The following is a 23,254-nucleotide window of genomic DNA, read 5'->3' as shown; positions in this document are numbered from 1 at the left end:
CTGCGCCTCGCGGCCCGGGAGTTCTACCCTTCCCTGTCGCGCAGCGGCAAGAGCCGGTTTCGCTGTTCCGCTGCGGTCGCCGGGGCACACGAAAAAGGCCCGCGCGGACAACCGTCCGCGCGGGCCTTCGTCGGCTGCCGGTCTCCGGGTCCCTCGCGGGACCCGGGACGCGGCGGTTACTTCTTGTCGCCGGCGCGGGCCTTGAGGGCCGCGCCGAGGATGTCGCCGAGCGAGGCGCCCGAATCGGCCGAACCGAACTGGGCGATCGCCTCCTTCTCCTCGGCCATCTCCAGGGCCTTGATCGAGAGCTGGACGCGGCGCGCCTTGCGGTCGAACTGGGTGACGCGGGCGTCCACCTTCTCGCCGGCGGCGAAGCGCTCGGGGCGCTGGTCGCCGCGCTCGCGGGCGATCTCGGCCCGGCGGATGAAGGTCGACAGGTCGGTGTCGACGATCTTCACCTCGAGGCCGGATTCCTTCACCTCGAGGATCTCGCAGGTGACGACCTGACCCTTGCGGATCTCGCCGGCATCCGCGAAGGGGTCGCCGCCGAGCTGCTTGACGCCCAGCGAGATGCGCTCCTTCTCGACGTCGACGTCGAGAACCTGGGCGCGCACCATGTCGCCCTTCTTGAACTCCTCGATGACCTGCTCGCCCGGACGGTTCCAGTCGAGGTCCGAGAGGTGGACCATGCCGTCGACGTCGCCCTCGAGGCCGATGAACAGACCGAACTCGGTCTTGTTCTTGACCTCGCCCTCGACCTCGGTGCCGACCGGGTGCTTCTCGGCGAAGGCCTCCCAGGGGTTCTGGAGGGTCTGCTTGAGGCCGAGCGAGATGCGGCGCTTGACCGGATCGACCTCCAGGATCTGAACTTCCACTTCCTGCGAGGTGGAGACGATCTTGCCGGGATGGACGTTCTTCTTGGTCCAGCTCATCTCCGAGACGTGGATCAGGCCCTCGATCCCCGGCTCCAGCTCCACGAAGGCGCCGTAATCGGTGATGTTGGTCACGCGGCCCTTGAGCTTGGCGTTGACCGGGTAGCGGGCGGCGATGCCCTCCCACGGATCGGCCAGGAGCTGCTTGATGCCGAGCGAGATGCGGTGCGTCTCGTGATTGATCTTGATGATCTTGACCTTGACGGTCTGACCGATGTTGACCACCTCGGACGGGTGGTTGACGCGGCGCCACGCCATGTCGGTGACATGCAGCAGGCCGTCGATGCCGCCCAGGTCGACGAACGCACCGTACTCGGTGATGTTCTTGACCACGCCGTCGATGACCTGACCCTCTTCGAGGTTGGCCACCAGCTCGGAGCGCTGCTCGGCGCGGCTCTCCTCGAGCACGGTGCGGCGCGAAACCACGATGTTGCCGCGGCGGCGGTCCATCTTGAGGATCTGGAACGGCTGCGGCGTGCCCATCAGGGGCGTCACGTCGCGGACCGGACGGATGTCGACTTGGCTGCGCGGCAGGAACGCCACGGCGCCGTCGAGGTCGACGGTGTAGCCGCCCTTGACCTGGTTGAAGATCGTGCCGGAGACGCGCTCGTTGTTCTCGAACGCCTTCTCGAGCTTGACCCAGCTCTCCTCGCGGCGCGCCTTGTCGCGCGAGATGACGGCCTCGCCGAGCGCGTTCTCGATCCGGTCGACGTAGACCTCGACCTCGTCGCCGACGTCGATGGTCTGGTCACGGCCCGGGCCGGTGAATTCCTTGAGGGCGACGCGCCCTTCCGTCTTGGCGCCGATGTCGATGACCGCGACATCCTTCTCGATCGCCACGACCCGGCCCTTGACCACGGACCCTTCCGTGATCTCGTGCTGGCGGAACGACTCCTCGAGGAGGGCGGCGAAATCTTCGCGGCTCGACGCGACGCCTTGCAAACCTGCGGACATTGATGCTCCTCAACTCACCCCGTCATCGGAACGGGGCGGCGCCGGCGGCTCGTGTGAACGGGCCGCTTCCGCTCGTCGGTGTCCGCCTGCCTTCTCGGCGGGGCGGAACAGCCGTCCCTCGCGGGGACGGGCCGGCGCATGGACGACGCGCGGAAACGTGTGCTCCGGGACCGGGTGCGGTCTGCGAAAAAGGGGCCTGTCCAGCCCCTTCCGCCCACCGGACACCATTCTCGGATCCCGGCGCCTTAACGCAGAAACGCGCCGGCGGCAAGGCGCCGGCTGGCAGGATCAGACGTCGTCGTCCTCGTCCTCCTCGCCGCGGCGCAGCGGCTTGAGGCGGGCGAACACCGAGTCGGCGTCGAGGCGCTCGTCGTCGCGGCCGCCGGGGCGGCGCGGCGCCTCCTCGAAGTCGGGCTCGGGCGCCAGCGACATCTCGGTCGGCATCAGGGTCGGCCCGCCCTCCCCCGGCTCCACCGCCGGCCGGTCCTTGGCGGCGCGCTGGACCTCGAAGTCGAGGTCGATCTGGGTGCACAGGCCGAGGGTGACCGGATCCATCGGCTGGAGCGAGCCGGAATTCCAGTGCGTGCGGTCGCGGATCTGCTGGATCGTCGACTTGGTGGTGCCGACGAGGCGCATCACCTGCGCGTCCTTCAGCTCCGGGTGGTTGCGCAGCAGCCAGAGGATCGCGTTCGGCCGGTCCTGGCGGCGCGACAGCGGCGTGTAGCGCGGGCCCTTGGTCGAGCGCTTGACCTCCGGCAGCTTCACCTTCGACACCGCGACCTTCATGCGGTGGTTCGGGTTCTTCTGCGCCTTCTCGATCTCCTCGCGGGTGAGCTGTCCGGTCGAGACCGGGTCGAGGCCCTTGATGCCGGCGGCGACCTCGCCGTCGGCGATGCCCTTCACCTCGAGCGGGTGCAGCTTGCAGAAATCGGCGATCTGATCGAAGGCCAGCGAGGTGTTCTCGACCAGCCACACGGCCGTCGCCTTCGGCATCAACGGACCCTGGGACATACCTAACCTCCTACGGCGTCCCGGCACGGCGGCGGGGACGCGCCCGTTCGGGCGAATCCATCGGCTCGCAGCGCGACAGCAAGCCGCCGGCGGCGCGGCGGCACCGCCGTCCCGGGAAAGGCCGGGACATCCCGTCTCACGCTGCGAGGGAATGGCCGAATATATAGGCAGGTCGCGGACCGGCGCAAAGCGGTTTTCGCCCCGGCCCTTCGGCCGGGGCGACCGTCTCCGGCCCCCTGCGACCGGTCAGGTGAACAGGCTCGACACGCTCGATTCGTCGGCGGTGCGGCCGATGGCTTCGCCGAGCAGCGGCGCGATGGTGACGACCCGGATGTTGCGGGCGAGCTTCACCGCGGCGGTCGGCTGGATCGAGTCGGAGATCACCAGTTCCTTCAGCTTCGAGGAGGCGATGCGCGACACCGCGCCCCCCGACAGCACGCCGTGGGTGATGTAGGCCGAGACGTCCTTGGCGCCCTGGGCGAGCAGCGCCTCGGCGGCGTTGACCAGGGTGCCGCCGGAATCGACGATGTCGTCGACGAGGATGCAGGAGCGTCCCTCGACGTCGCCGATGATGTTCATGACCTCCGACTCGCCCGGCCGCTCGCGGCGCTTGTCGACGATGGCGAGCGGGGCGTCGATGCGCTTGGCGAGCGCCCGGGCCCGCACCACGCCGCCGACGTCGGGCGACACCACCATCATGTCGGCGGGGTCGAGCCGCTCCTTGATGTCGCGCACCATCACGGGGGCGGCGAACAGGTTGTCGGTCGGGATGTCGAAGAAGCCCTGGATCTGCCCGGCATGCAGGTCGAGGGTCATCACCCGGTCGGCGCCGGCCTCGGTGATGAGGTTGGCGACGAGCTTGGCCGAGATCGGGGTGCGGCCCGAGGTGCGCCGGTCCTGCCGGGCATAGCCGAAATACGGCAGCACCGCCGTGATCCGCCGCGCCGACGAGCGCCGCGCGGCGTCGATCATGATGAGCAGTTCCATCAGGTGATCGTTGGCCGGGAACGAGGTCGACTGGACGATGAACACGTCCTCGCCGCGCACGTTCTCCTGCAACTCGACGAAGATCTCCATGTCGGCGAACCGGCGCACCGAGCAGAGCGCCAGCGGGACTTCGAGATAGGCGGCGATCGCCTCGGCGAGCGGCCGGCTCGCGTTGCCCGCCACGATCTTGATGGAGGATTTCATCGTCTTCCCATGGAGGCCGCGCCCGTGGAACCGAATCGGCGCGACGCGGCCGGCTCTTAACAGCGGCGACGAAGCGTCACAACGCCTTCATCCCGCCGCGGACCGAGCCACGGCGCCGCGCCCCGCCCGATCAGGGCTGGAGCAGCTTGTGCAGATGCACGATGAAGTAGCGGGTCTGGGCGCTGTCGACGGTCTGCTGCGCCTTGGCCTTCCAGGCCATCGCGGCGCTGGCGTAGTCCGGGAAGATCCCCACGACGTCGAGCTTCGACAGGTCGCGGAAGGTGATGCCGTCGAGGTCGGTCAGCTCCCCGCCGAACACGAGATGGAGGAGCTGCCCGGGCTCGGTGGAGGTCGGTCCGCTGGTCTGCATGCTCATCCGCTGCCTCTTCCCGCCGGGGAACCGGTCTGGTCCCGAAGGCCGGTCGCAAACGGCGTGCCCGTCGTCAACCCCCGGCGGCGGCAGGCGCGCGGTTCAGGGCGAACCGATCTGCTTGCGGGCTTCGCCGAGCACCTGGAGGCAGCCGGCCTCGTCGCCCTTCTTGTCCAGTTCGCGGGCGCGGTTGAGGCTGGCGCGCGCCTCCATGGCGCCGGTGCCGCCGCCGGATTCCGCCGCCTTGGCGGTCGCCTGCGCCTCGATGCTGCCCGGCGCCGGGCCGGAGGGCAGCGCCGTCGGCGGCACCTTGTTCTCCGCCGCCTCCTCGGCCTTGGCCTCGCGGCGCGACGCGACTTCCTTGCCGGCCGACGAGGTCGCGATCACCTCGCGGCTCTTCTCGTCGAGCCGGGGTTCGAGCGCCGCGATCTCGGCGCCGCAAGACGCGGCGAGGGCCGGCCCGGCGATGGCGGCGGCGAGGAGCCCGGCGACGAGGGAACGGAGCTGGGTCATGGAGCGCAATCCTGCCGGCGATCTCGACTGCCGAAGATCATGGCAGAACTGTCCGCCGCCTTGGCGGTTCCAGCCCGACGGGATGGTTCGCGCGAGCGCCCGGCCTCCCGAGGCGGCCCGGACGGCACGAAAATGCTACCGAATACCGAACCGGAAGAATTTTGCTTGTTTGTCGATCGCGGACCCGGTACGACCACGGCCCGGACATAAAAAGGGCCGCCCTTGCGAGCGGCCCGAAGTCTAGGGAGGAAACGCCCGAGAAGGGCGACACGGGCGCGACGCCATCGCGCTCGTGATGTTTTAGTGTGTGCCGCGCCGCGCGGCGCAAGCGGCCGGGGTCCGTGTCCGGCCCGTTTCCGGACGGTGTGGTGAATCGATCACCATCGCGGCTCGCCGGAGCCGGCCGGCGGCGGAACCTCACCCGATCGCGACAATGCACCGGATCGGCGCAACGCCGCCTTAGGCGGCGCATGAGACGTCGTTCAGAGCGGGCCTGTCCGCTCGGGAGCGACCCCGGTGGTACCCTCGCGCCTCACGTTCCTCCGTCCCGCCTCGCCCGGAACCTGGATCCTGCTCGGGATCATCGCCCCTCTCGGCATGATGGCGGTCTCGGCCCTGATGCTGCTCGAACTGCGGCAGGATGCCTGGGACAAGGCGGAGCAGACGTCGCGCAACCTGCTGCAGGTCATCGAGCGCGATGTCGCCCGCAACATCGAACTCCTCGACCTGTCCCTGCGCGGCGTCCAGGACAACCTTCGCGCACCGGGGCTCGACGCGGCCAGCCCCGAGATCCGCCAACTCACCCTGTTCGACCGCGCCACGAGCGCCCAGGACATCGGCCTGATGATGGTCCTCGACGAGCACGGGAGACCGACCGAGAGTTCGCCCCGCTCGCCGGCCCCGACCGGCAGCTTCGCCGACCGCGACTACTTCCGGGTCCACGTGGCGCGGCCCGATCTCGGCCTCTATCTCGGTCCGCCGGTCGTCTCGCGGCTCAACGGCGAGCGCATGCTCCCGCTCAGCCGGCGGATCACCAAGCCGGACGGCACGTTCGGCGGCGTCGCGGTCGCCACGCTGAAGCTGTCCTACTTCCGCCGGCTGCTCGACCGCCTCGGACTCGGCCGCGACGGCGCGATCAACCTCTATCACCGCGACGGGACGCGCATCATGCGCCACCCCTATGTCGAGGCCGACCTCGGCACCAGCATCGCCGGGACGGCGAATTTCGAGCGGTTCCGGCGCGAGGGGTCGGGCAGCTTCACGAGCGCCTCGGTGCGCGACGGCCTCCTGCGGCACTACACCTTCACGGGTGTCGGCGACCTGCCGCTGCTGCTCAACGTCGCCCTGTCGGTCGACGAGATCGACGCCGAGTGGCGAACGAAGGCGGCGGTGATCAGCGGGGTCGTGCTGGTCCTCGGCGGGCTGACCATCGCCCTCGTGGTGATGTTCGCCCGCGAACTCGAGCGCCGCACCGGGATCGAGGCGGAGCTCGCCCGCCTGTCGATGACCGACATGCTCACCGGGCTGCCGAACCGCCGGCGCTTCGAGGACGAACTCGACCGGGCCTGGGGCCGGGCCGCGGGTTCGGGCCGGCCGCTGTCGCTCCTCGTCGTCGATGCCGACCACTTCAAGCGCTACAACGACCGCTACGGCCACGGGGTCGGCGACGAGATCCTGAAGGGCCTCGCCGGCGCCCTGTCGGAGAGCGTGTTCCGCCCCGGGGATCTCGTCTGCCGGATCGGCGGCGAGGAGTTCGTCGTGCTGCTGCCCGGCACCGACGGAACCGGCGCGCTGAGCGTCGCCGACCGGATCCACGACGCGGTGGCGCAGGTCGCGTTGGCCTCCGCGGGGATCGGCGGCGGCTCGGTCACGGTGAGCATCGGCGCGGCCTCGGCCGCCCAGGCCAGGGATGCGGCCGATCTGGTGCGGCTCGCCGACGAGGCGCTCTACGCCGCCAAGAACGGCGGCCGCAACCAGACCCGCAGCGCGGCGGCGCCGGCTGCCACCGCCGCACTGCGCCTGGTTCACGCCAGACAGATTTGAGCGTCGGCGGCCGGAGGGCGGAAGACGGCCTCGCTCAAGCGCCGCGTGGGCTTCGATCCGGCTGCCGGAAGCCGGATCACCCCTCCAGGACCAGGATGACCGTGCCGAGCGGCGGCAGCGACAGGGTCAGCGAGCAGGGCTGGCCGTGCGACGGCTCGTCGGAGGTAGCGACGCCGCCGTAATTGCCGACGTTGCTGCCGCCATAGGCCGCCGCATCCGAGTTGATCGCCTCGCGGTAGAGCCCTGGCGCCGGCACCCCGATCCGGTAGCCGTGGCGCGGGATCGGCGTGAAGTTCGACACCACCACGGCGACCTGACCCGGCTCACGGCCGAGGCGGGCCCAGGCGATGACGCTGTTCTCGGCGTCGTCGGCCACCAGCCAGCGGAATCCGGCCGCCTCGGTGTCGCGGGCGTGCAGCGCCGGGGTCGCGACATAGAGCCGGTTGAGGTCGCCGACCAGCGCCTTCAGCCCCGCATGGAGGGGATCGTCGAGCAGGTGCCAGTCGAGGGACTGGTTGTGGTTCCACTCGCGCTCCTGGCCGAACTCGCCGCCCATGAACAGCAGCTTCTTGCCGGGATGCCCCCACATGAAGCCGAAATAGGCGCGCAGATTGGCAAATTTCTGCCAGCGGTCGCCCGGCATCTTGCCGATCAGCGAGCCCTTCCCGTGCACCACCTCGTCGTGGGACAGCGGCAGGATGAAATTCTCCGAGAAGGCGTAGAGCAGCCCGAAGGTCAGGTCGTGGTGGTGGTAGCGGCGGTGCACCGGCTCCTTGGAGATGAACTGGAGCGTGTCGTGCATCCAGCCCATGTTCCACTTGAAGCCGAAGCCGAGGCCGCCGGTATAGGTCGGGTGCGAGACGCCCGGCCACGAGGTGGACTCTTCCGCCACCGTCATCGTGCCGGGGGCGTGGGAATAGGTCGCCTCGTTGGTCTTGCGCAGGAAGTCGATCGCCTCGAGATTCTCGTTGCCGCCGTAGCGGTTGGGAATCCACTCCCCGGCCCGGCGCGAGTAGTCGAGGTAGAGCATCGACGCCACGGCATCGACCCGCAGCCCGTCGAGATGGTAGTCCTCGAGCCAGAACCGGGCATTGGCGGCGAGGAACGCCGAGACCTCGGTGCGGCCGAAATTGTAGATGTAGGTGCCCCAGTCCTGGTGGAAGCCCTGGCGCGGGTCGGCGTGCTCGTACAGGTGGGTGCCGTCGAACTGGCCGAAGCCGTGGGCGTCGAGGGGGAAGTGCCCCGGCACCCAGTCGAGCAGGATGCCGATGCCGGCCTCGTGGGCGGCGTTGACGAACTCGCAGAAATCCTCCGGCGAGCCGAAGCGGCTCGTCGGCGCGAACAGCGACACCGGCTGGTAGCCCCACGAACCGTCGAACGGGTGCTCGGTGATCGGCAGCAACTCGATATGGGTGAAGCCCATCTCCTTGACGTAGGGGATCAGGCGCTGCGCCAGTTCGCGGTAGGTGAGGTAGCGGTTGCCCTCCTCGGGCACCCGGGCCCACGAGCCGAGATGGACTTCGTAGATCGAGATCGGGCCGTGACGGTGGTCGAGGCTGCCGCGCCCCGCCATCCAGGCGCCGTCGCGCCACACCGGCTGCGGCCGGCCGACGAGCTTCGAGGCGGTCTCCGGCGGGTGCTGGGCGGCGAAGGCGACCGGATCGGCCTTGAGCGGCAGCAGCGAGCCGTCGGGGCCGCGGATCTCGAACTTGTAGTTGGTGCCGGCCGGCAGGTCCGGGATGAACAGCTCCCAGATGCCGCCGTCCTGCCACAGCCGCATCGGGTGGCGGCGTCCGTCCCAGGCGTTGAAGTCGCCCACGACGCTGACCCGCCGGGCGTTGGGCGCCCAGACCGCGAAGCGGAAACCCGAGACCCCGCCGACCGTGATCGCCTGGCCGCCGAGCACCCGCTGCACCGCGTCGTTGCCGACGTCGCGCAGCAGGCGGATTTCCTCCGCGTCGAGGGTGGTGCCGAACTCGTAGGGGTCGCGGCGGGTGCGCTCGAGGTTGTCCCAGCCCTCGATGGCGATGCGGTAGTCGGGCCGCCGCTCGGAGGCGAAGGCGGCGACGAAGAACCCGCCCGGGTGGCGGCGCACCATGTCGTGGCGCTGCTCGCCGACGAGGACCGAGGCGGCGCGGGCCTCCGGCAGCACCGCGCGCACCTCCCACTGCCCCGGGGCGACCTCGTGCGGGCCGAGGATCGCGAAGGGGTCGCCGTGGTTGGCGGCCATCACCGCCTCGATCGCGTCCGGATGCAGGCCGTCGTCCCGGGCCGGAGCCGGCCGGGCCGTCCGCTCCGACACGGTGGCGCCGGTGGCGGCCGTCAGCGGCATGGCGCGGGACACGGGTGCGGCGCGGGTGTCGTCGTCCGTCATTCAGGCGACCTTTCGGATGTCGTCGAGGAGGGAGAGCACGCCGCGGGCCGGAATTTCGATCCAGTCCGGGCGGTTGTTGGCCTCGTAGTCGATCTCGTAGAGCGCCTTGTTGAGCAGGCACAGGCGCAGCAGGCGGTCGTGGGTGGCGTCGTCCGACACCGCGGCGCGGCTGCCGCGCACGGTGTTGCCGTAGGCCTCAAGGAACGCCTCCGACACCATGCGCCGCCAGGCCGAGACCACGGCCCCGGTCCGGTCGGACGCCTCGGCGAAGCGCGAGACCAGCTCGCGGGTCACCGTCTCGCCGCCATAGGCGAAGGAGCGCAGGATGCCGGCGACGTCGCGCAGAGGCGTCGACTTCGCCCGCCGCTCCTCGACCGGCCGCGACGGCTCGCCCTCGAAATCGACGATGATGAGGTCGTCCTGCGAGGCCAGCACCTGACCGAGGTGGTAGTCGCCGTGGATGCGGGTCTTGAACGTGCCCTGCGGCGCGTGGCCGGCGAGCGCGTCGATCGCCGCCGCGATGGCGTCGCGCCGCGACAGGATCGCGGCGGCGGCCTCGCGGGCGCCCTCGGAGGCGTTCGGGCCGATGCCCTCGACCCCGCGCAGGGCCTTGGCGGCCTGCCGGCGGGTGTCCTCGACCAGCACCGCGAGGTCGTCGGCGGTGAACGGCTCGGCGGCGAAGGCCGGGTCGTCGGTCTCCATCGCGAAGGCGCGGTGCATCTCGGCGGTGCGCTGGCCGAGCAGGGCCGCCCAGCGCAGGTGGCCGCCGAACGCCTCCTCGGCCGCCGGCGCCTCGCTCTCGGGCACCAGCACCATCGCGTCGAGGTCGCGGCGCAGGTATTCGCGCATCAGCCGCCACGCATCGCCCTGGTTGCGCACGAAGGCCTGGACCAGGGCGAGCGCGGTCGCGGTGCCGTCCGGAGCGACGTGCTCGACCACGCCGTAGAGCCCCGGCGTGTTGCGGAACTCCGCGGTCTCCGACAGGAAGCGCCCGACCTCGACCTCCGGGTGGATGCCGGGCTGGAGCCGGCGCAGCAGCTTCAGCATCAGCCGGGAGCCGAAGGCGATCGAGGTGTTGCTCTGCTCGGCCGAGAGCCGGCGGATGTCGGCCGGGTCGAGATCCATCTCGGGGTCGAACAGCGAGGTCGCCGAGAACCGGATCGTCCCGTTCTCCGACGGGATCTCGAGGCCCTGCCGGACGCCCTCGACCATCGCGAGGGCGAATTCCGGCGACGAGGCGGCGCCGTAGAGCAGGCCCATGCGCGGGCCGCGGCGCACCCGCGCCACGGCGTGCTCCATCAGGCTCTCCTCCTCGCTGGCCTCGTCGACCGCGAGCGGCACGAAGTAGTCCTGACGCTCGCCGTTGGCGAGGGAGACCGAGAGGCGCGGCAGCAGGAAGCTCGGCTTGCCCTCGCGGTTCTTCAGCGAGGCGCTGTCGACCACCTGGACCGACTTGATCCGGCTGCCCTTGGCGCCGAACCAGCGCCGCGAGCCGATGAACAGCGGCGCCACCGTGCGCTCGAAGGCCTGCCGCTCGCGGCCCTTCATCAGGGTCTCGATACCCCCGGTGAGCACGAGGGTGAACAGTTCCGGCGGCTCGGGCTGCGGCCCGATCGCGCCGGCATGGGCGGTGGAGAGCGAGAACCAGTAGAAGCCGTAGGCCGGCAGGGTGAGCAGGTAGGGCAATTCGCCGATCGGCGGGAACGAGGTGCCGCCGGTCAGCTCGACCGGCACGGCGCTGCGCAGTTCCGACAGGTCGAGCTGCACCGCCTGCGGCGCCCGCGACAGGTTGGCGACGCACAGGATGCGCTCGTTGTCGATCTCACGCAGCCACGCCAGAACCTTGCGGTTGTCGGGATAGAGGAACCGCAGCACGCCGCGACCGAGCGACGCGTAGTTGTTGCGGATCGCGATCATCCGCCGGGTCCAGTTCAGCAGGCTGGTCTGGGCGCGCGACTGTGCCTCGACGTTGACCGCGTCGAAGCCGTAGATCGGATCCTGGATCGTCGGCAGGAACAGCCGGGCCGGGTCGGAGCGGGAGAAGCCGCCGTTGCGGTCGGGCGACCACTGCATCGGGGTGCGCACGCCGTCGCGGTCCCCGAGATAGATGTTGTCGCCCATCCCGATCTCGTCGCCGTAATACAGCACCGGGGTGCCGGGCATCGAGAGAACCAGGAACTTCATCAGCTCGATCTTGCGCCGGTCGTTCTCCAGCAGCGGCGCGAGGCGGCGGCGGATGCCGAGGTTGATCCGGGCCCGCTTGTCGGCGGCGTAGAAGCTCCAGAGGTAGTCCCGCTCCTTGTCGGTGACCATCTCGAGCGTCAGCTCGTCGTGGTTGCGCAGGAAGATCGCCCACTGGCAGCCGTCCGGGATCTCCGGCGTCTGCCGCATGATGTCGGTGATCGGGTGCCGGTCCTCCTGCGCGATCGCCATGTACATCCGCGGCATCAGCGGGAAGTGGAACGCCATGTGGCATTCGTCGCCGTCGCCGAAATACTGCGCGGTCTCCTCCGGCCACTGGTTGGCCTCGGCGAGCAGCATCCGGTCCGGGTAGCCCTCGTCGAGGGCGGCGCGGATCTTCTTGATGACGGTATGCGTCTCGGCGAGGTTCTCGCAGTTCGTGCCCTCACGCTCGATCAGGTAGGGGATCGCGTCGAGGCGCAACCCGTCCACGCCCATGTCGAGCCAGTAGCGCATCACCTCGATGACCGCGTCCAGCACCTGCGGGTTGTCGAAGTTGAGGTCGGGCTGGTGCGAGTAGAACCGGTGCCAGTAATACGCCTTGGCGACCGGATCCCAGGTCCAGTTCGACGCCTCGGTGTCGAGGAAGATGATCCGGGTGTCGGTGTACTTCTCGTCGGTGTCGGACCAGACGTAGAAGTTGCGCCACTCCGAGCCCTCCGGGGCCTCGCGGGCGCGCTGGAACCAGGGGTGCTGGTCGGAGGTGTGGTTGATGACGAGTTCGGTGATGACCCGCAGGCCGCGGTCGTGCGCCTCGGTCACGAAGCGGCGGAACTCGCGCATCGTGCCGTAGGACGGGTTGATGCCGCGGTAATCGGCGATGTCGTAGCCGTCGTCCCGCAGCGGCGACGGGTAGAACGGCATCACCCAGATCGCCGTGACGCCGAGGTCGCGGATGTAGTCGAGCTTCGCCGTCAGGCCGTCGAAGTCGCCGATGCCGTCGTTGTTGGCGTCGAAGAACGATTTGACGTGGACCTGATAGATGATGGCGTCACGGTACCATTGCGGATCGTTGCGATCGATCATCGCGTCAGAGCCTCGTCGGTTTCGTGGCGTCAGGTCCAACGCCACGGGGTGCCCTGCGGGAACGCCGGGCAACCACGGATTGTTCGGAGGTCGCGGGCGGGAAGCCTCGTCCGGATGCGGCGGAGCGGCAGCGGGCCGCCCCGTCGTGCTGCCACGGGCTCGCCTACGCCGCAACCCGGGCGGGGCGGCGCAGACGCCAGATCACCACGGAGCGCTCGGCCGGGTCGAGGGCGATGCGGTGGGTCTTGCCGCGCAACTCGAAGGTGTAGCCGAGCAGCAGATCCTCGACCTCGACCGCGCCGTCGTCGGGCAGGCCGAACTCCCACAGCGGCACCTCGTAGGTGCATTCCTGACGGTTCCTCGGATCGAGATTGACCATCACGAACAGCACGTTGTCGCGGTCCGGCGTCGTCCGGACATAGGCCAGGATCTGGTCGTTGCCGGCCTGGGTGAAGCTGACGTTGCGGAAGTCCCACAGGGCCGGGTTGTCGCGCCGGATGCGGTTGAGCTTGATGACGTGGTCGCGGATGTTGCCGGGCCGGTCGTAGTCCCAGGCCTTCAGCTCGTACTTCTCGGAATCGAGGTACTCCTCCTTGCCCGGGACGGGGGCGGCCTCGCACAGCTCGAAGCCGTTATAGATGCCGTAGACGCTCGACAGCGTCGCGGCGAGCGTGCCGCGCACGATGAAGCCCGGGCGGCCCGAGGTTTGGAGGTAGACCGGGTTGATGTCCGGCGTGTTGGCGAAGAAGTTCGGGCGGTAGTACTCGCCCATCTCGCCGGCCAGTTCGAGCGCGTAGGCGGTCAGCTCGGCCTTGGTGTTGCGCCAGGTGAAGTAGGTGTAGCTCTGCTGGTAGCCGGCCTTGGCGAGCTTCTTCATCATCTTCGGCCGGGTGAAGGCCTCAGCGAGGAAGATCGCGTCGGGATAGACCGCGTTGAGGTCGCGGATCACCCATTCCCAGAACGGAATCGGCTTGGTGTGCGGGTTGTCGACCCGGAAGATCCGCACGCCGAGTTCGCACCAGCCGGCCAGGATGTTGCGCAGTTCGATCCACAGCGACGGCAGGCCGCCGTTGTAGAACTCGACGTTGACGATGTCCTCGTACTTCTTCGGCGGGTTCTCGGCGAACTTGATCGTGCCGTCGGGGCGCCAGTCGAACCACTCCGGATGCTGCTTGATCCAGGGATGGTCGGGCGAGCACTGGATCGCGAAGTCGAGGGCGATCTCCATGCCGTAGGCGTGGCTCGCGGCGATCAGCCGGCGGAAGTCGTCGAACGAGCCGAGTTCCGGGTGGATCGCCTCGTGGCCGCCCTCGGGCGCGCCGACCGCGTAGACCGAGCCGACATCGCCCTCGCGCGCCTTGAGCGAGTTGTTCTTGCCCTTGCGGTTGGTGCGGCCGATCGGGTGGATCGGCGTGAAGTACAGCACGTCGAAGCCGAGCTGGTGGATCTCGGGCAGCCGCGCGATCACGTCGTCGAAGGTGCCGTGGCGGTTCGGGTCGCCGGATTGCGAGCGCGGGAAGATCTCGTACCAGGCCGAGAACCGGGCCGCGAGGCGGTCGGCGAAGACCTCCAGCACCACCGGATAGCGCGACAGGTTCACCCGCTCGGAGTTGCGGCGGATGAGGCTCGCCTGTTCCAGGATCCGGTCGAGCTGGGCGGGCGAGCCCGGCTCCTCGGCGTCGAGCGCCCCGACGAGGCCGCGCAGGGTCGCGGCGTCGCTGCCGTCGGCGAGGTCGGCGGCACGCCTCACCAGCTCGACGCCCTCGCGGGTCTCGAGGTGGATCGGCACGCCGGCGACGCGCTTCTTCTCCAGCCCGCGCAGCCACGACGAGAAGTCGTCGCGCCACGCCTCGATCGTGTACTCGTAGCGGGCGTTGCGCAGCAGCGGGAAGTGGCCGGCCCAGCGGTCGTTGTCGACGAACACCATCGGGTCGCGGCGCCACTCGGTCTCGCCGGCGAGGCGCGACAGCACGGCGGCGGCGATGATGTCGTGGCCGTCGGTGAAGATGTCGGCCTCGACCCGCAGGCGCTCGCCGACGACGCGCTTGACCGCCGAGCGGCCGCCGTCGATCTCGGGGCTCACCGCCTCGATGATGACCCGGCCGTCGCCGGACGGCTCCTCCGGCGGGCGCGGCTGCTCCAGCGGCGCCACCCGGCGGGCGGCCAGGATGTGGACCGCGCCGGGTTCGAGCGAGACCGCGGCGTCGGGCCGGAACGGCAGCGGGCTGGCGTCGGGCGTCAGGTCCTCGAACGGGCCGATCTCGCCGCCGGCCCGGGCGATCAGCGGGCCGGGATCGACCGCGACCGGGGCGTCGGTCGGGTTGAACAGCACCAGCACCGCGTGGCGGGCCGAGCCCTGGTGGCCGGTGTCGAAGCGCAGCAGCGCGACGTAGGGCGCGTCCGGCGCCGAGAGGCGCCACTGCGCGCCCTCGACGTTGGCGGCGGGCAATTCGGCCCGCAGGTGGTTGATCGCGGCGACGAAGGGCGAGATGTCGACCCCGCTGTCGGTCTCGCGCGAGGCCGGCGTGGTCTCGACCACGTGCAAAGCCCGGCGGTAGCCCCACTCGTAGCCGACCGGCATCAGCACGCCGGCGGAGAAGAACGCCGCCAGCGCGTAGCGGGCCTTCAGGGCCGCCGCGACCCGGGCCGGATCGTGCCCGAGCCCGGCGGCGAGCCGGGCCATGTCGTGGTTCTCCGGGAACGCGATCGAGGGCGCGATGGTGCGCAGGCGCTCGTACTGCTCCAGCGCCCACGGCGCCTTGAGGTCCCACCACGCGAACGAGTTGAACAGGTAGTCGAACCCGGCCCCGGCAGTGGCACGCGCCTCCTCGAAGGTGCAGCCGAGGGTCTCGGCGGCGAACAGCGCGCCGTGGTCGCGTTCCTTGGCCCGTCCGATCAGAATACGCCAGACGTCGGGCGGCACCTTGTAGGCGGCGTCGCAGCGGAAGCCCGCGACCCCGAGGGCCTGGAGCCGGGCGACGTAGCCGTCCCACAATTCGGTCAGCGCATGGCGGGCGTGCTCGGCGTGGTAGTCGAACTCGGCGAGGTCTCCCCACACCGTGACCTTGGTCGGATCGTCGGGATCGACCGCCGAGGGGCTGACCGGCACGCCCTGCGCGTCGCGCAGGAACAGGTCGGGCCGCTCGCGCACCAGCCGGCCGTCATTGGCGGCGTGGTTGACCACGAGGTCGGTCATCACTTTCAGGCCGTTCTCGGCGGCGGCGGCGACGAACCGGCGGATCTGCTCGTCGTCCGGCGTGCCGTCCCGGTCGCGGAAGCGCTCGTCGAGGCGGTCGGGATCGGCGACGGCGTAGAGCGAGCCCGAGCCGCCGGCCTGATGGAACGGGTTGAGGTAGACCCAGTCGAAGCCGAGCCCGGCGATGCGGGGCAGTTCGGCGCTCCAGTCGGCGACGCGGCCGATCAGCAGCGGAAACAGGTTGTAGATCCGCGGGCCCGCGGCGAGGGGCGCCAGGGTGGCGGGCAGCGGCGCAACCAGGTCGTCGGCCGGCTCGGCGGGTTCGGTGCTGGTGCGGGGTGCGTTCATCGTCCCGTTCCTGTTGGCATCCTGTCCCGTCGCGGCCCGCGACGGACGTTCCTGGCCGGCGGGCGCCACGCGCCCGGCCGACCGGCTCTCGGCCGCGACGGGAGCCGCGGCTTTCGGCGGCATGTACGCCGCCCGGCCTCACGAGGGTGTGACGCTCCCGGAAGAAGCGCCGCACCGGCCACGGGTCGGATCTAGGTCGCGATCTGGCGGAGCACAGCGACCGGCAGGGTTGCGAACAGCTCCGACACCGCCAGATGGCCGCCGCGGTCGCCGAATTCCTGCCCGGTGACGAGGTCGCGCCAGCGGCTGCCCTCCGGCACCGGCAGCGTCGTGCCGTCGAACGCCCCGCCGACCCGGCCCACGCCCTCGGCGGCGACGCCCCGCGGCACGGCGACGAGGAGGTCGCCGGCCTCGGCGCCGGCCGTTGCGTCGGCGCGCAGGAACGCGAGGACCCCCTCCGCCCGTCTGCCCTGCGCGGCGAGCGGCCGGTAATCGGCCTCGGCGTAGAAGACCGGCTCGGCGGCGCGGTCGGCGAGCAGTCGGGCCAGCACCGACTGCTTGATCCGCCCGTCCGGCCACGTCGCCAGCATCTCGGGGATCGAGGCGGATCCGGCCAGCGCCCGGCTGCGCTCCTCGTAGTCGACCGGCCGGCGGTTGTCGGGGTCGACGAACGAGAAGTCCCAGAACTCGGTGCCCTGGTAGGTGTCGGGCAGGCCCGGCAGGGTGCATTTGAGCACCGTGCGGGCAAGGCCCGTCACCATCCCGGCTTCGGCGAGCCGCTTGGCGAACGGCCGGAACTCGCGCAGGAAATCAGAGCCCGGCGCGATCAAGGCGTCGAACAGGCGCGAGACCGCGCCCTCGTAGCCCTCGTCGACGTTGACCCAGCTCGACTTGCGCTTGCTCTCGCGCAAGGCCTTCTCGGCGTAGGCGCCAAGACGCTTGCGGAAGTCCTCCACGTCTCCCGCCGCCTCGCCGTCGAGCAGTTCGAGCGGCCACGCGCCGAGGATTGCCTGCAGGAACATCCACTGGTCGTTGGCGTCGGGTGCCGCCTCGCCCTCGACCTCGGACAGGTGCGGGGCGACGAGGGCGGTCCAGCGCTCCCACTCGGCGCGCCATTCCTCGGGCATCTCCGAGAGGGCGAGCAGGCGGGTCCGCGCGTCCTCGCCGCGCTTGGTGTCGTGGGTGGCGGTGGTGATCATCGCGTTCGGCCAGTCGCGGGCGCGGGCGGCCTGGAGCGCGTGGAAGTGCTCGGCGTCGATGCCGTACTCGCCCGGATCGCCCCCGACCTCGTTGAGCGCCAGGAGCTCGACGAAGCGGTAGAACAGCGTGTCCTCCAGGCTCTTGGCCATCACCGGGCCGGTGAGCTGCTGGAAGCGGCGGCGGAAGCGGCGCACGATCTCCGGGTCGGGCTTGCCCGGGCCCTCGGTGTCGATGCGCCCGAGCAGTACGGCTTGCGCGAAGTCGTGCACCGAGCGGTCGGGCAGGATCGAGCGGCGCTTGGCCTTGCGCACCGCGCCGTCGATGAGCTTCAGGTCCTCGGCCTCGATCTCGCCCTCGTCGAGGTCCTGCGGCAGGTAGCTGCGGTAGACCGGGAAGCGGGCGATGATCTCCGACAGGGCCTGCCGCAGGGCGTTGACCGAGAAGTCGCGGGTGCGCCGGTCGGCGTCGGCCACCTGCTTGATGTCGGAGGTGAGCACCTCGAGCTCGCTGGCGAAGCTGGTCTCGAGGATCTCGGCCTTCACGCTGCGCAGGAGCCAGCCGTAGGGTTCGTCGGTGCCGGTCGCCTCGGCGTAGAGCGTCCTCACCGCCTGCCGCCGGGCGCCATCGACGAACACGCCGTCGATCTGGTTGAGCACGTCGTAGCCGGTGGTGCCGGCGATCGGCCAGGGCCGCAGCTTCTCGCCCGGCTCCAGGATCTTCTCCACCACGACGTAGAAGCCCGGGCCGACCGACGCCTGGAGCGCCCGGGCGTAGCCGGCCGGGTCGGCGAGGCCGTCGATGTGGTCGATCCGCAAGCCATCGATGCGGCCCTCGCGGATCTGCCGGAACAGCATCGCGTGGGCGGCCTCGAAGACCGGGCCGACCTCGACCTTGAGGCCGGCAAGCGAGTTCACGTCGAAGAAGCGGCGGTAGTTGATGTCGCTCGCCGCCACCCGCCAGTGGGCGAGGCGGTAGGACTGGCTCTCCAGCATCCGGTGCAGGGTGCCGAAGCTTTCCGGGTGGCCCTCGAAGCCGTTGACCAGCGTCACGGCGCGCTCGATCGCGCTCTTGAGGGCCGGCGCCCGCGTCACCGCCTCGGCGAGGCGCTGCTTGAGCCCGTCGGCCTCGGCCGGGAAGCCGGCGAGGCGGTCGGCGTTGGTCTCCTCGCTCATCAGGCGCAGGCGCTCGGAGATCGCCAGCACCTCGGCCGAGGCGGCGTCGCCGACCTCGGGCAGGGCCGCGAGCGCCCGGTCGAGGACGATCGGGTAGCTCAGCGGGCAGACCGGGAACTTGTGCTCGTAGTGCCAGACGCTGAAGCCGCCGTCCTGCGGGTCGAAGGCGAGCTTCAGGTTGCCCTTCTCCAACGCCTCGCCGTAGCGGTCGCCGAGGAACGGCACCACCAGCTTCTCGTGGGCGCCGAGCCGGCCCCAGTCGATGTCGAAGGCGTTGGCGGCCGGCGACAGCGCCCCCCATTCCAGCACCGAGAGCCACCACGGGTTGTCGGCGCCGCCGACGCCCATGTGGTTGGGCACGATGTCGAGCAGGAACTTCAGGCCGTGGCGCTTCAGTTCGTCGCTGAAGCGCACGAAGCCGTCCTCGCCGCCGAGTTCCGGGTTGATCTCGCGGTGGTCGACGATGTCGTAGCCGTGCATCGAGCCCGGCCGCGCCTTGTGGATCGGCGAGGCGTAGACGTGGCTGATGCCGAGCTTGGCGAGGTACGGCACCACCTTCGTGGCGTCCTCGAAGGTGAAGTCCTTGTGGAACTGCAGCCGGTAGGTCGCCCGCGGCGGGGCCGAGGCGAGGCGCGCGGCGCCCGAGCGCGGCCCGCGATCCTCCGAGGCGAGGGCGGCGGCGAGCTTGGCGAGCGGCCCGCCGGGCTCGGCGATGGCGTCGAGATCGCGGTCGAGCTTGCGGCGCCAGTTCGGGTAGCCGTCGATCGTGCCCGGCATGTTGGCCTGGCTCATCTCGCCGAGCACGTCCTCGTACTGGACGGCGGTGAGCACCGAGGGCGCGCGGGCGAGGAAGCGGGCGGCGGCCTCGAACGGCGGCTGCTCGGGCGGCTCGGGGGCGGTCAGCAGGCCCTGCTGGGCCAGCGCCTCGGCGAGGCGCCAGCGCTCGTGGACGCGCTCGCCGCGCTCGCCCTCGGCCCGCTCGGCGTCGTAGAGCCCGAGCGACTGGCGCAGGTCGGTGTCGACCCCGCGCCACCAGCCGACGAAGGTCGGCAGGTCGTGGGTCGTGACGGCGCAGAGCGCGTCGCGCGGATAGGCCGAGGGCGGCTTGAACCGGCCCTCGCCCTCGCGCTCGAACGACAGGATGCGGTAGCTCAGGATGCCGGCCTGCATCAGCGCGTCGGAGAAGCCCTCCGGCGCGGTGCCAAGGTCCTCGGCGATGACGAGGCACTTGGCGCGGTGGCTCTCCAGCCGCAACACCGCCAGCATCGCCTCGAACGGCATCGCCACGTAGGCGCCGGCCCGTGCGCCCTCGCCGGTCGGGATCAGGAACAGCCGGGCGAGCTGGAAGGCGTGGTCGATGCGGATCGCGCCGGCGTGGCGCATGTTGGCCTGGACCAGGGCGCGGAACGCCGCGAGGCCGTTGCGCTCCAGTTCGAGAGGGTCGAAGGGCGGCAGGCCCCAATCCTGGCCGTTGGGGGCGAGGAGGTCCGGCGGCGCGCCGATCGACAGCCCGGGGACGAACCGCTCGGGATGCGACCACAGTTCCGAGCCGCCGCGGTCGGCGCCGACCGCGAGGTCGCGGTAGAGGCCGAGCCGCATGCCGGCCCCGAGCGCCCGGGACGCGGCACCGGCGAGCTGGGTATCGGCGACGAACTGGAGCCAGACGTGGAACGCCACGCGCTCCTCGTGCGTGCCGGCGAAGTCGCGCACGGCCGCGGTGCCGTTGCGGCGGTACTCCTCCGGCCAGTCGCCGAGCCAGTGCGCGCCGGATGCGGCGAAGTGCTCGGACAGGGCCTCGAACACCGCGTGGGCTTCGAGGTTCTCGCCGCCGGAGGCCCGGAAGGCGAGGAAGTCGGGATCCTGGCCGGCGCGGGCGCGCGACTCCTGCCACAGGGCGTCGAGGACCGGGCGCAGCACCTCCCACACCCCGGCATGGTCGACGAGCGACGCCTCGCGCAGGCGCTCGATGCGCGGCCGCGCCTCCTCCAGCAGCCGGGCCGCGGCGCTGTTGCGAAAGCCCGGAATCTCCGAGGGGTCGATGTAGAGGGTTTCGAGGAACAGCCGCGACGACGGCGAGTAGGGCGAGACCTTCTGGCGGTCGGTGGGAAACAGCGCGTGGACCGGGCTGAGGCCGAGGAACGAAGCGCCCCGCGCCCCGGCATCGGCGGCGGCCTGGCCGGCATCGGCGTAGGTGCCGATGCCGAGGTTGCGCTCCGAGCGCAGGCCGTAGAGCTGGGCGGCGAGGCCCCAGTCGCTGGCGCCCTCGTCGGCGAAGGCCCGCGGGCGCCAGCAGCGCTGCGGCGCGGCGATCACCATCGCGTCGGCGCGCCGGTCGCCGAGGGTGACGACGAGGCGGTGGTAGCCCGGGGTCAGCGGCGGCAGTTCGATCGCGACCGTGTCGTCGCCCGGCGTGACGGTGACGCGGCCGTCGCGGGCGCTGCCGCGCTCGTCGACGAGGCGCCAGTTGAGCAGGCCGGCGCTGCCGCCCTCGACCCGCACCGGCACCCGCAGCACCCGGCGGGCCTCGGCCGGCAGCAGCGGCGGCACCAGCCCGTGCCGCAGCGCGCGGACGCGCTCGAGGCTCGCCCGCGCCTCGTCGTCGCTGCCCGACGGCAGGCCCATCGCGGCGAGCACGCCGGCGCGGACGGCGAGCGGCGTCTCGACCCCCTTGCCGAAGGCGTCGGTGTAGCGGTCGGCGATGCCGGCCAGATCGGCGAGCTGCGAGACCCGTTCCTCGGACGCCGACATCTACGCGACCTCTTTCACGAACACGCCCGACCAGGGGGCCAACACCAGGGAGCCGCCGTCGCCGGGGACGACGGAGGGGGATTGCCAGACGACGGTGCCGGCGGGGGCGGCGAGGTCGAAGCTCTCGTCGCCGAGCGCCGCGACGAGGCGCAGGGTGCCGCCGGCATAGGTCCAGGTGACGTCGATCACGTCGGGCCGCGGCCGTTCGGCCCGGCCGCCCTTCCAGGCGGTCTTGGTCAGGGGCACGACCTCCGCCTGCCGCAGGGCGAGCAGGCGGGTGGTGTCCTCCAGCACCGCGCGGTGGGGCGGGCGGTCGCGCTCCGACCAGTCGAGCTTCGAGGCGTCGAAGGTGGTCCTGGCGGTCGGATCGGGGATCGTCTTCGCCTTCTCCTCGTCGGCGAAGGCAGCGAAGCTCTTGAACTCGCGGCGGCGGCCGTCGCGCACCGCCTTGTTCAGCTCCTCGTCGGGGGCGAAGTCGACGAAGAACAGGAACGGCGTCGAGGCCGACCATTCCTCGCCCATCCACAGCATCGGGATCTGCGGCGCCAGGAGCAGGCCGGCGCGGGCCAGCGCGAGTTTCTGCGGGTCGGCGAGCGCGCTCAACCGCTCGCCCAGCGCCCGGTTGCCGACCTGATCGTGGTTCTGCAGGAACGTCACGAAGGCCGAGGGTGGCAGGTGGGCGGACGGCTCGCCGCGGGGATGGTTGTCGAGGGTCTTGAACGGCTCGCCCTGGTAGGCGAAGCCCTCGGCGAGGCTGCGGGCGAGGCGCTCGAAGGGCTTGTCGGCGAAGCTCTCGTAGTAGCCGGCCTCCTCGCCGGTGAGCAGGACGTGCCAGCCGTGATGGAGGTCGTCGGCCCATTGCGCGCTGTGGCCGATCGCCCGGCCGGATTCGTCGCGGGCGAGCCAGCGGGCCTGGTTGGCCTCGTTCTCCAGCATCAGGTGGACGTGCCGGTCCGGCAGGGCGGCGCGGATGCGCTGCGACAGCTCGGCGATGAAGTGGGTCTCCGAATCGTCCTGGATCGCATGGACGGCGTCGAAGCGCAGGCCGTCGAAATGGAATTCGTCCAGCCAGTACAGCGAGTTGTGGACGAAGAAGTCCCGCACCACCGGGCCGGAGGTCTCGCCGTCGAAGTTGATGCCGGCGCCCCACGGGGTCTGGTGGCGGTCGGTGAAGAAGCTCTTGGCGTAGGCGTGGAGATAGTTCCCGGCCGGGCCGAAGTGGTTGTAGACCACGTCCAGGATGACCATCAGGCCGAGGGAATGCGCCTTGTCGATCAGGCGCTTGAGGTCGTCGGGGGTGCCGTAGGCGGAATCCGGCGCGTAGGGCAGCACGCCGTCGTAGCCCCAGTTGCGGCTGCCCTTGAAGTCGGCGAGCGGCAGCAGCTCGATCGCGGTGACGCCGAGGTCGCGCAGATCCTCCAGCTTCTCGGCGAGGCCGGCATAGGTGCCGGCCGGAGTCGCGGTGCCGACATGCACCTCGTAGATCACCGCCTCTTCCCAGGGGCGGCCGGTCCAGGCTTCGTCCCCCCACGCGAAGGCGCCGGGATCGACGATCTCGCTCGGGCCCGACACGTCCTCCGGCTGGAAGCGCGAGGCGGGATCCGGCACCACGAGGTCGCCGTCGATGCGGTAGCCGTAGCGGCCGCCGGCCTTCGCCCCCGGAACCGTGAGGCGATACCAGCCGCCCTCCCCTGCCGCCATCGCGTGCTCGGTCCCGTCGAGCACGAGCGCGACGCGCTCGGCGCTCGGCGCCCAGAGGGCGAAGCGCACCCCCTCCGGCCCGATCTCTGCGCCAAATGGCATGCTGTGGGCGCGCCGCATCGGGCCACCATCCTTCCGGTCGGGCTCACGGGTTCATGCCGGGGGGCACTGACACAAGAAACCCTCCGGCCCCGCTTGGTTCCGGCCCGCGAGCGAGCCTGAACCGCCCGCCGG

11 protein-coding genes are annotated in these 23,254 nt (G+C 70.8%); 1 reads left to right on the top strand and 10 read right to left on the bottom strand.

Annotation, left to right across the window (positions count from 1 at the left end; genetic code table 11):
* Positions 1 to 176: 176 nt before the first annotated feature.
* The 5 genes from rpsA to EOE48_RS21615 all read right to left on the bottom strand — a co-directional run bounded on the left by rpsA (position 177) and on the right by EOE48_RS21615 (position 4,971).
* Positions 177 to 1,886, bottom strand: a complete 1,710-nt coding sequence (gene rpsA, locus EOE48_RS21635) for a 30S ribosomal protein S1 (RefSeq protein ID WP_127732963.1) — start codon at positions 1,884 to 1,886, stop codon at positions 177 to 179.
* A 288-nt stretch (positions 1,887 to 2,174) separates the two neighbouring features.
* On the bottom strand, positions 2,175 to 2,897 hold the full coding sequence (locus EOE48_RS21630; RefSeq protein WP_127732962.1) for a DUF1013 domain-containing protein: 723 nt from the start codon (positions 2,895 to 2,897) through the stop codon (positions 2,175 to 2,177).
* Positions 2,898 to 3,143: 246 nt separating this feature from the next.
* Positions 3,144 to 4,088 carry a ribose-phosphate pyrophosphokinase gene (locus EOE48_RS21625; RefSeq protein ID WP_127732961.1) on the bottom strand — a complete coding sequence of 315 codons (945 nt, stop codon included), beginning with the start codon at positions 4,086 to 4,088 and terminating at the stop codon, positions 3,144 to 3,146.
* Positions 4,089 to 4,218: 130 nt separating this feature from the next.
* On the bottom strand, positions 4,219 to 4,464 hold the full coding sequence (locus tag EOE48_RS21620) for a DUF4170 domain-containing protein (RefSeq protein ID WP_127732960.1): 246 nt from the start codon (positions 4,462 to 4,464) through the stop codon (positions 4,219 to 4,221).
* Between the two features lie 96 nt (positions 4,465 to 4,560).
* Positions 4,561 to 4,971: a hypothetical protein gene (locus EOE48_RS21615; protein ID WP_127732959.1), complete on the bottom strand. Its 411-nt coding sequence runs from the start codon at positions 4,969 to 4,971 to the stop codon at positions 4,561 to 4,563.
* Positions 4,972 to 5,487: 516 nt separating this feature from the next.
* Here EOE48_RS21615 and EOE48_RS21610 point away from each other — a divergent pair.
* Complete coding sequence (locus tag EOE48_RS21610; RefSeq protein ID WP_246154676.1) at positions 5,488 to 7,014, top strand: sensor domain-containing diguanylate cyclase; 1,527 nt, start codon at positions 5,488 to 5,490, stop codon at positions 7,012 to 7,014.
* Between the two features lie 76 nt (positions 7,015 to 7,090).
* Here EOE48_RS21610 and glgB read toward each other — a convergent pair whose 3' ends face one another.
* The 5 genes from glgB to treZ all read right to left on the bottom strand — a co-directional run bounded on the left by glgB (position 7,091) and on the right by treZ (position 23,140).
* Positions 7,091 to 9,346, bottom strand: coding sequence for a 1,4-alpha-glucan branching protein GlgB (gene glgB, locus EOE48_RS21605; RefSeq protein ID WP_246154684.1), 2,256 nt, complete (start codon positions 9,344 to 9,346; stop codon positions 7,091 to 7,093).
* A gap of 42 nt (positions 9,347 to 9,388) precedes the next feature.
* Complete coding sequence (gene treS / locus EOE48_RS21600) at positions 9,389 to 12,655, bottom strand: maltose alpha-D-glucosyltransferase (protein WP_127732957.1); 3,267 nt, start codon at positions 12,653 to 12,655, stop codon at positions 9,389 to 9,391.
* Positions 12,656 to 12,818: 163 nt separating this feature from the next.
* Entirely contained in the window at positions 12,819 to 16,199 is a 3,381-nt protein-coding gene (locus EOE48_RS21595; protein WP_127732956.1) for a maltotransferase domain-containing protein, read from the bottom strand.
* A 191-nt stretch (positions 16,200 to 16,390) separates the two neighbouring features.
* Positions 16,391 to 21,319, bottom strand: a complete 4,929-nt coding sequence (locus tag EOE48_RS21590; protein ID WP_127732955.1) for a malto-oligosyltrehalose synthase — start codon at positions 21,317 to 21,319, stop codon at positions 16,391 to 16,393.
* Positions 21,320 to 23,140, bottom strand: coding sequence for a malto-oligosyltrehalose trehalohydrolase (gene treZ / locus EOE48_RS21585; RefSeq protein WP_127732954.1), 1,821 nt, complete (start codon positions 23,138 to 23,140; stop codon positions 21,320 to 21,322). It lies immediately after the preceding gene.
* Positions 23,141 to 23,254: the final 114 nt, after the last annotated feature.

The organism is Methylobacterium oryzihabitans (genome assembly GCF_004004555.2).
Lineage (GTDB): Bacteria > Pseudomonadota > Alphaproteobacteria > Rhizobiales > Beijerinckiaceae > Methylobacterium > Methylobacterium oryzihabitans.
Note: the sequence above shows the minus strand (reverse complement) of the source record. Positions and strands in the feature narration are given on the sequence as shown.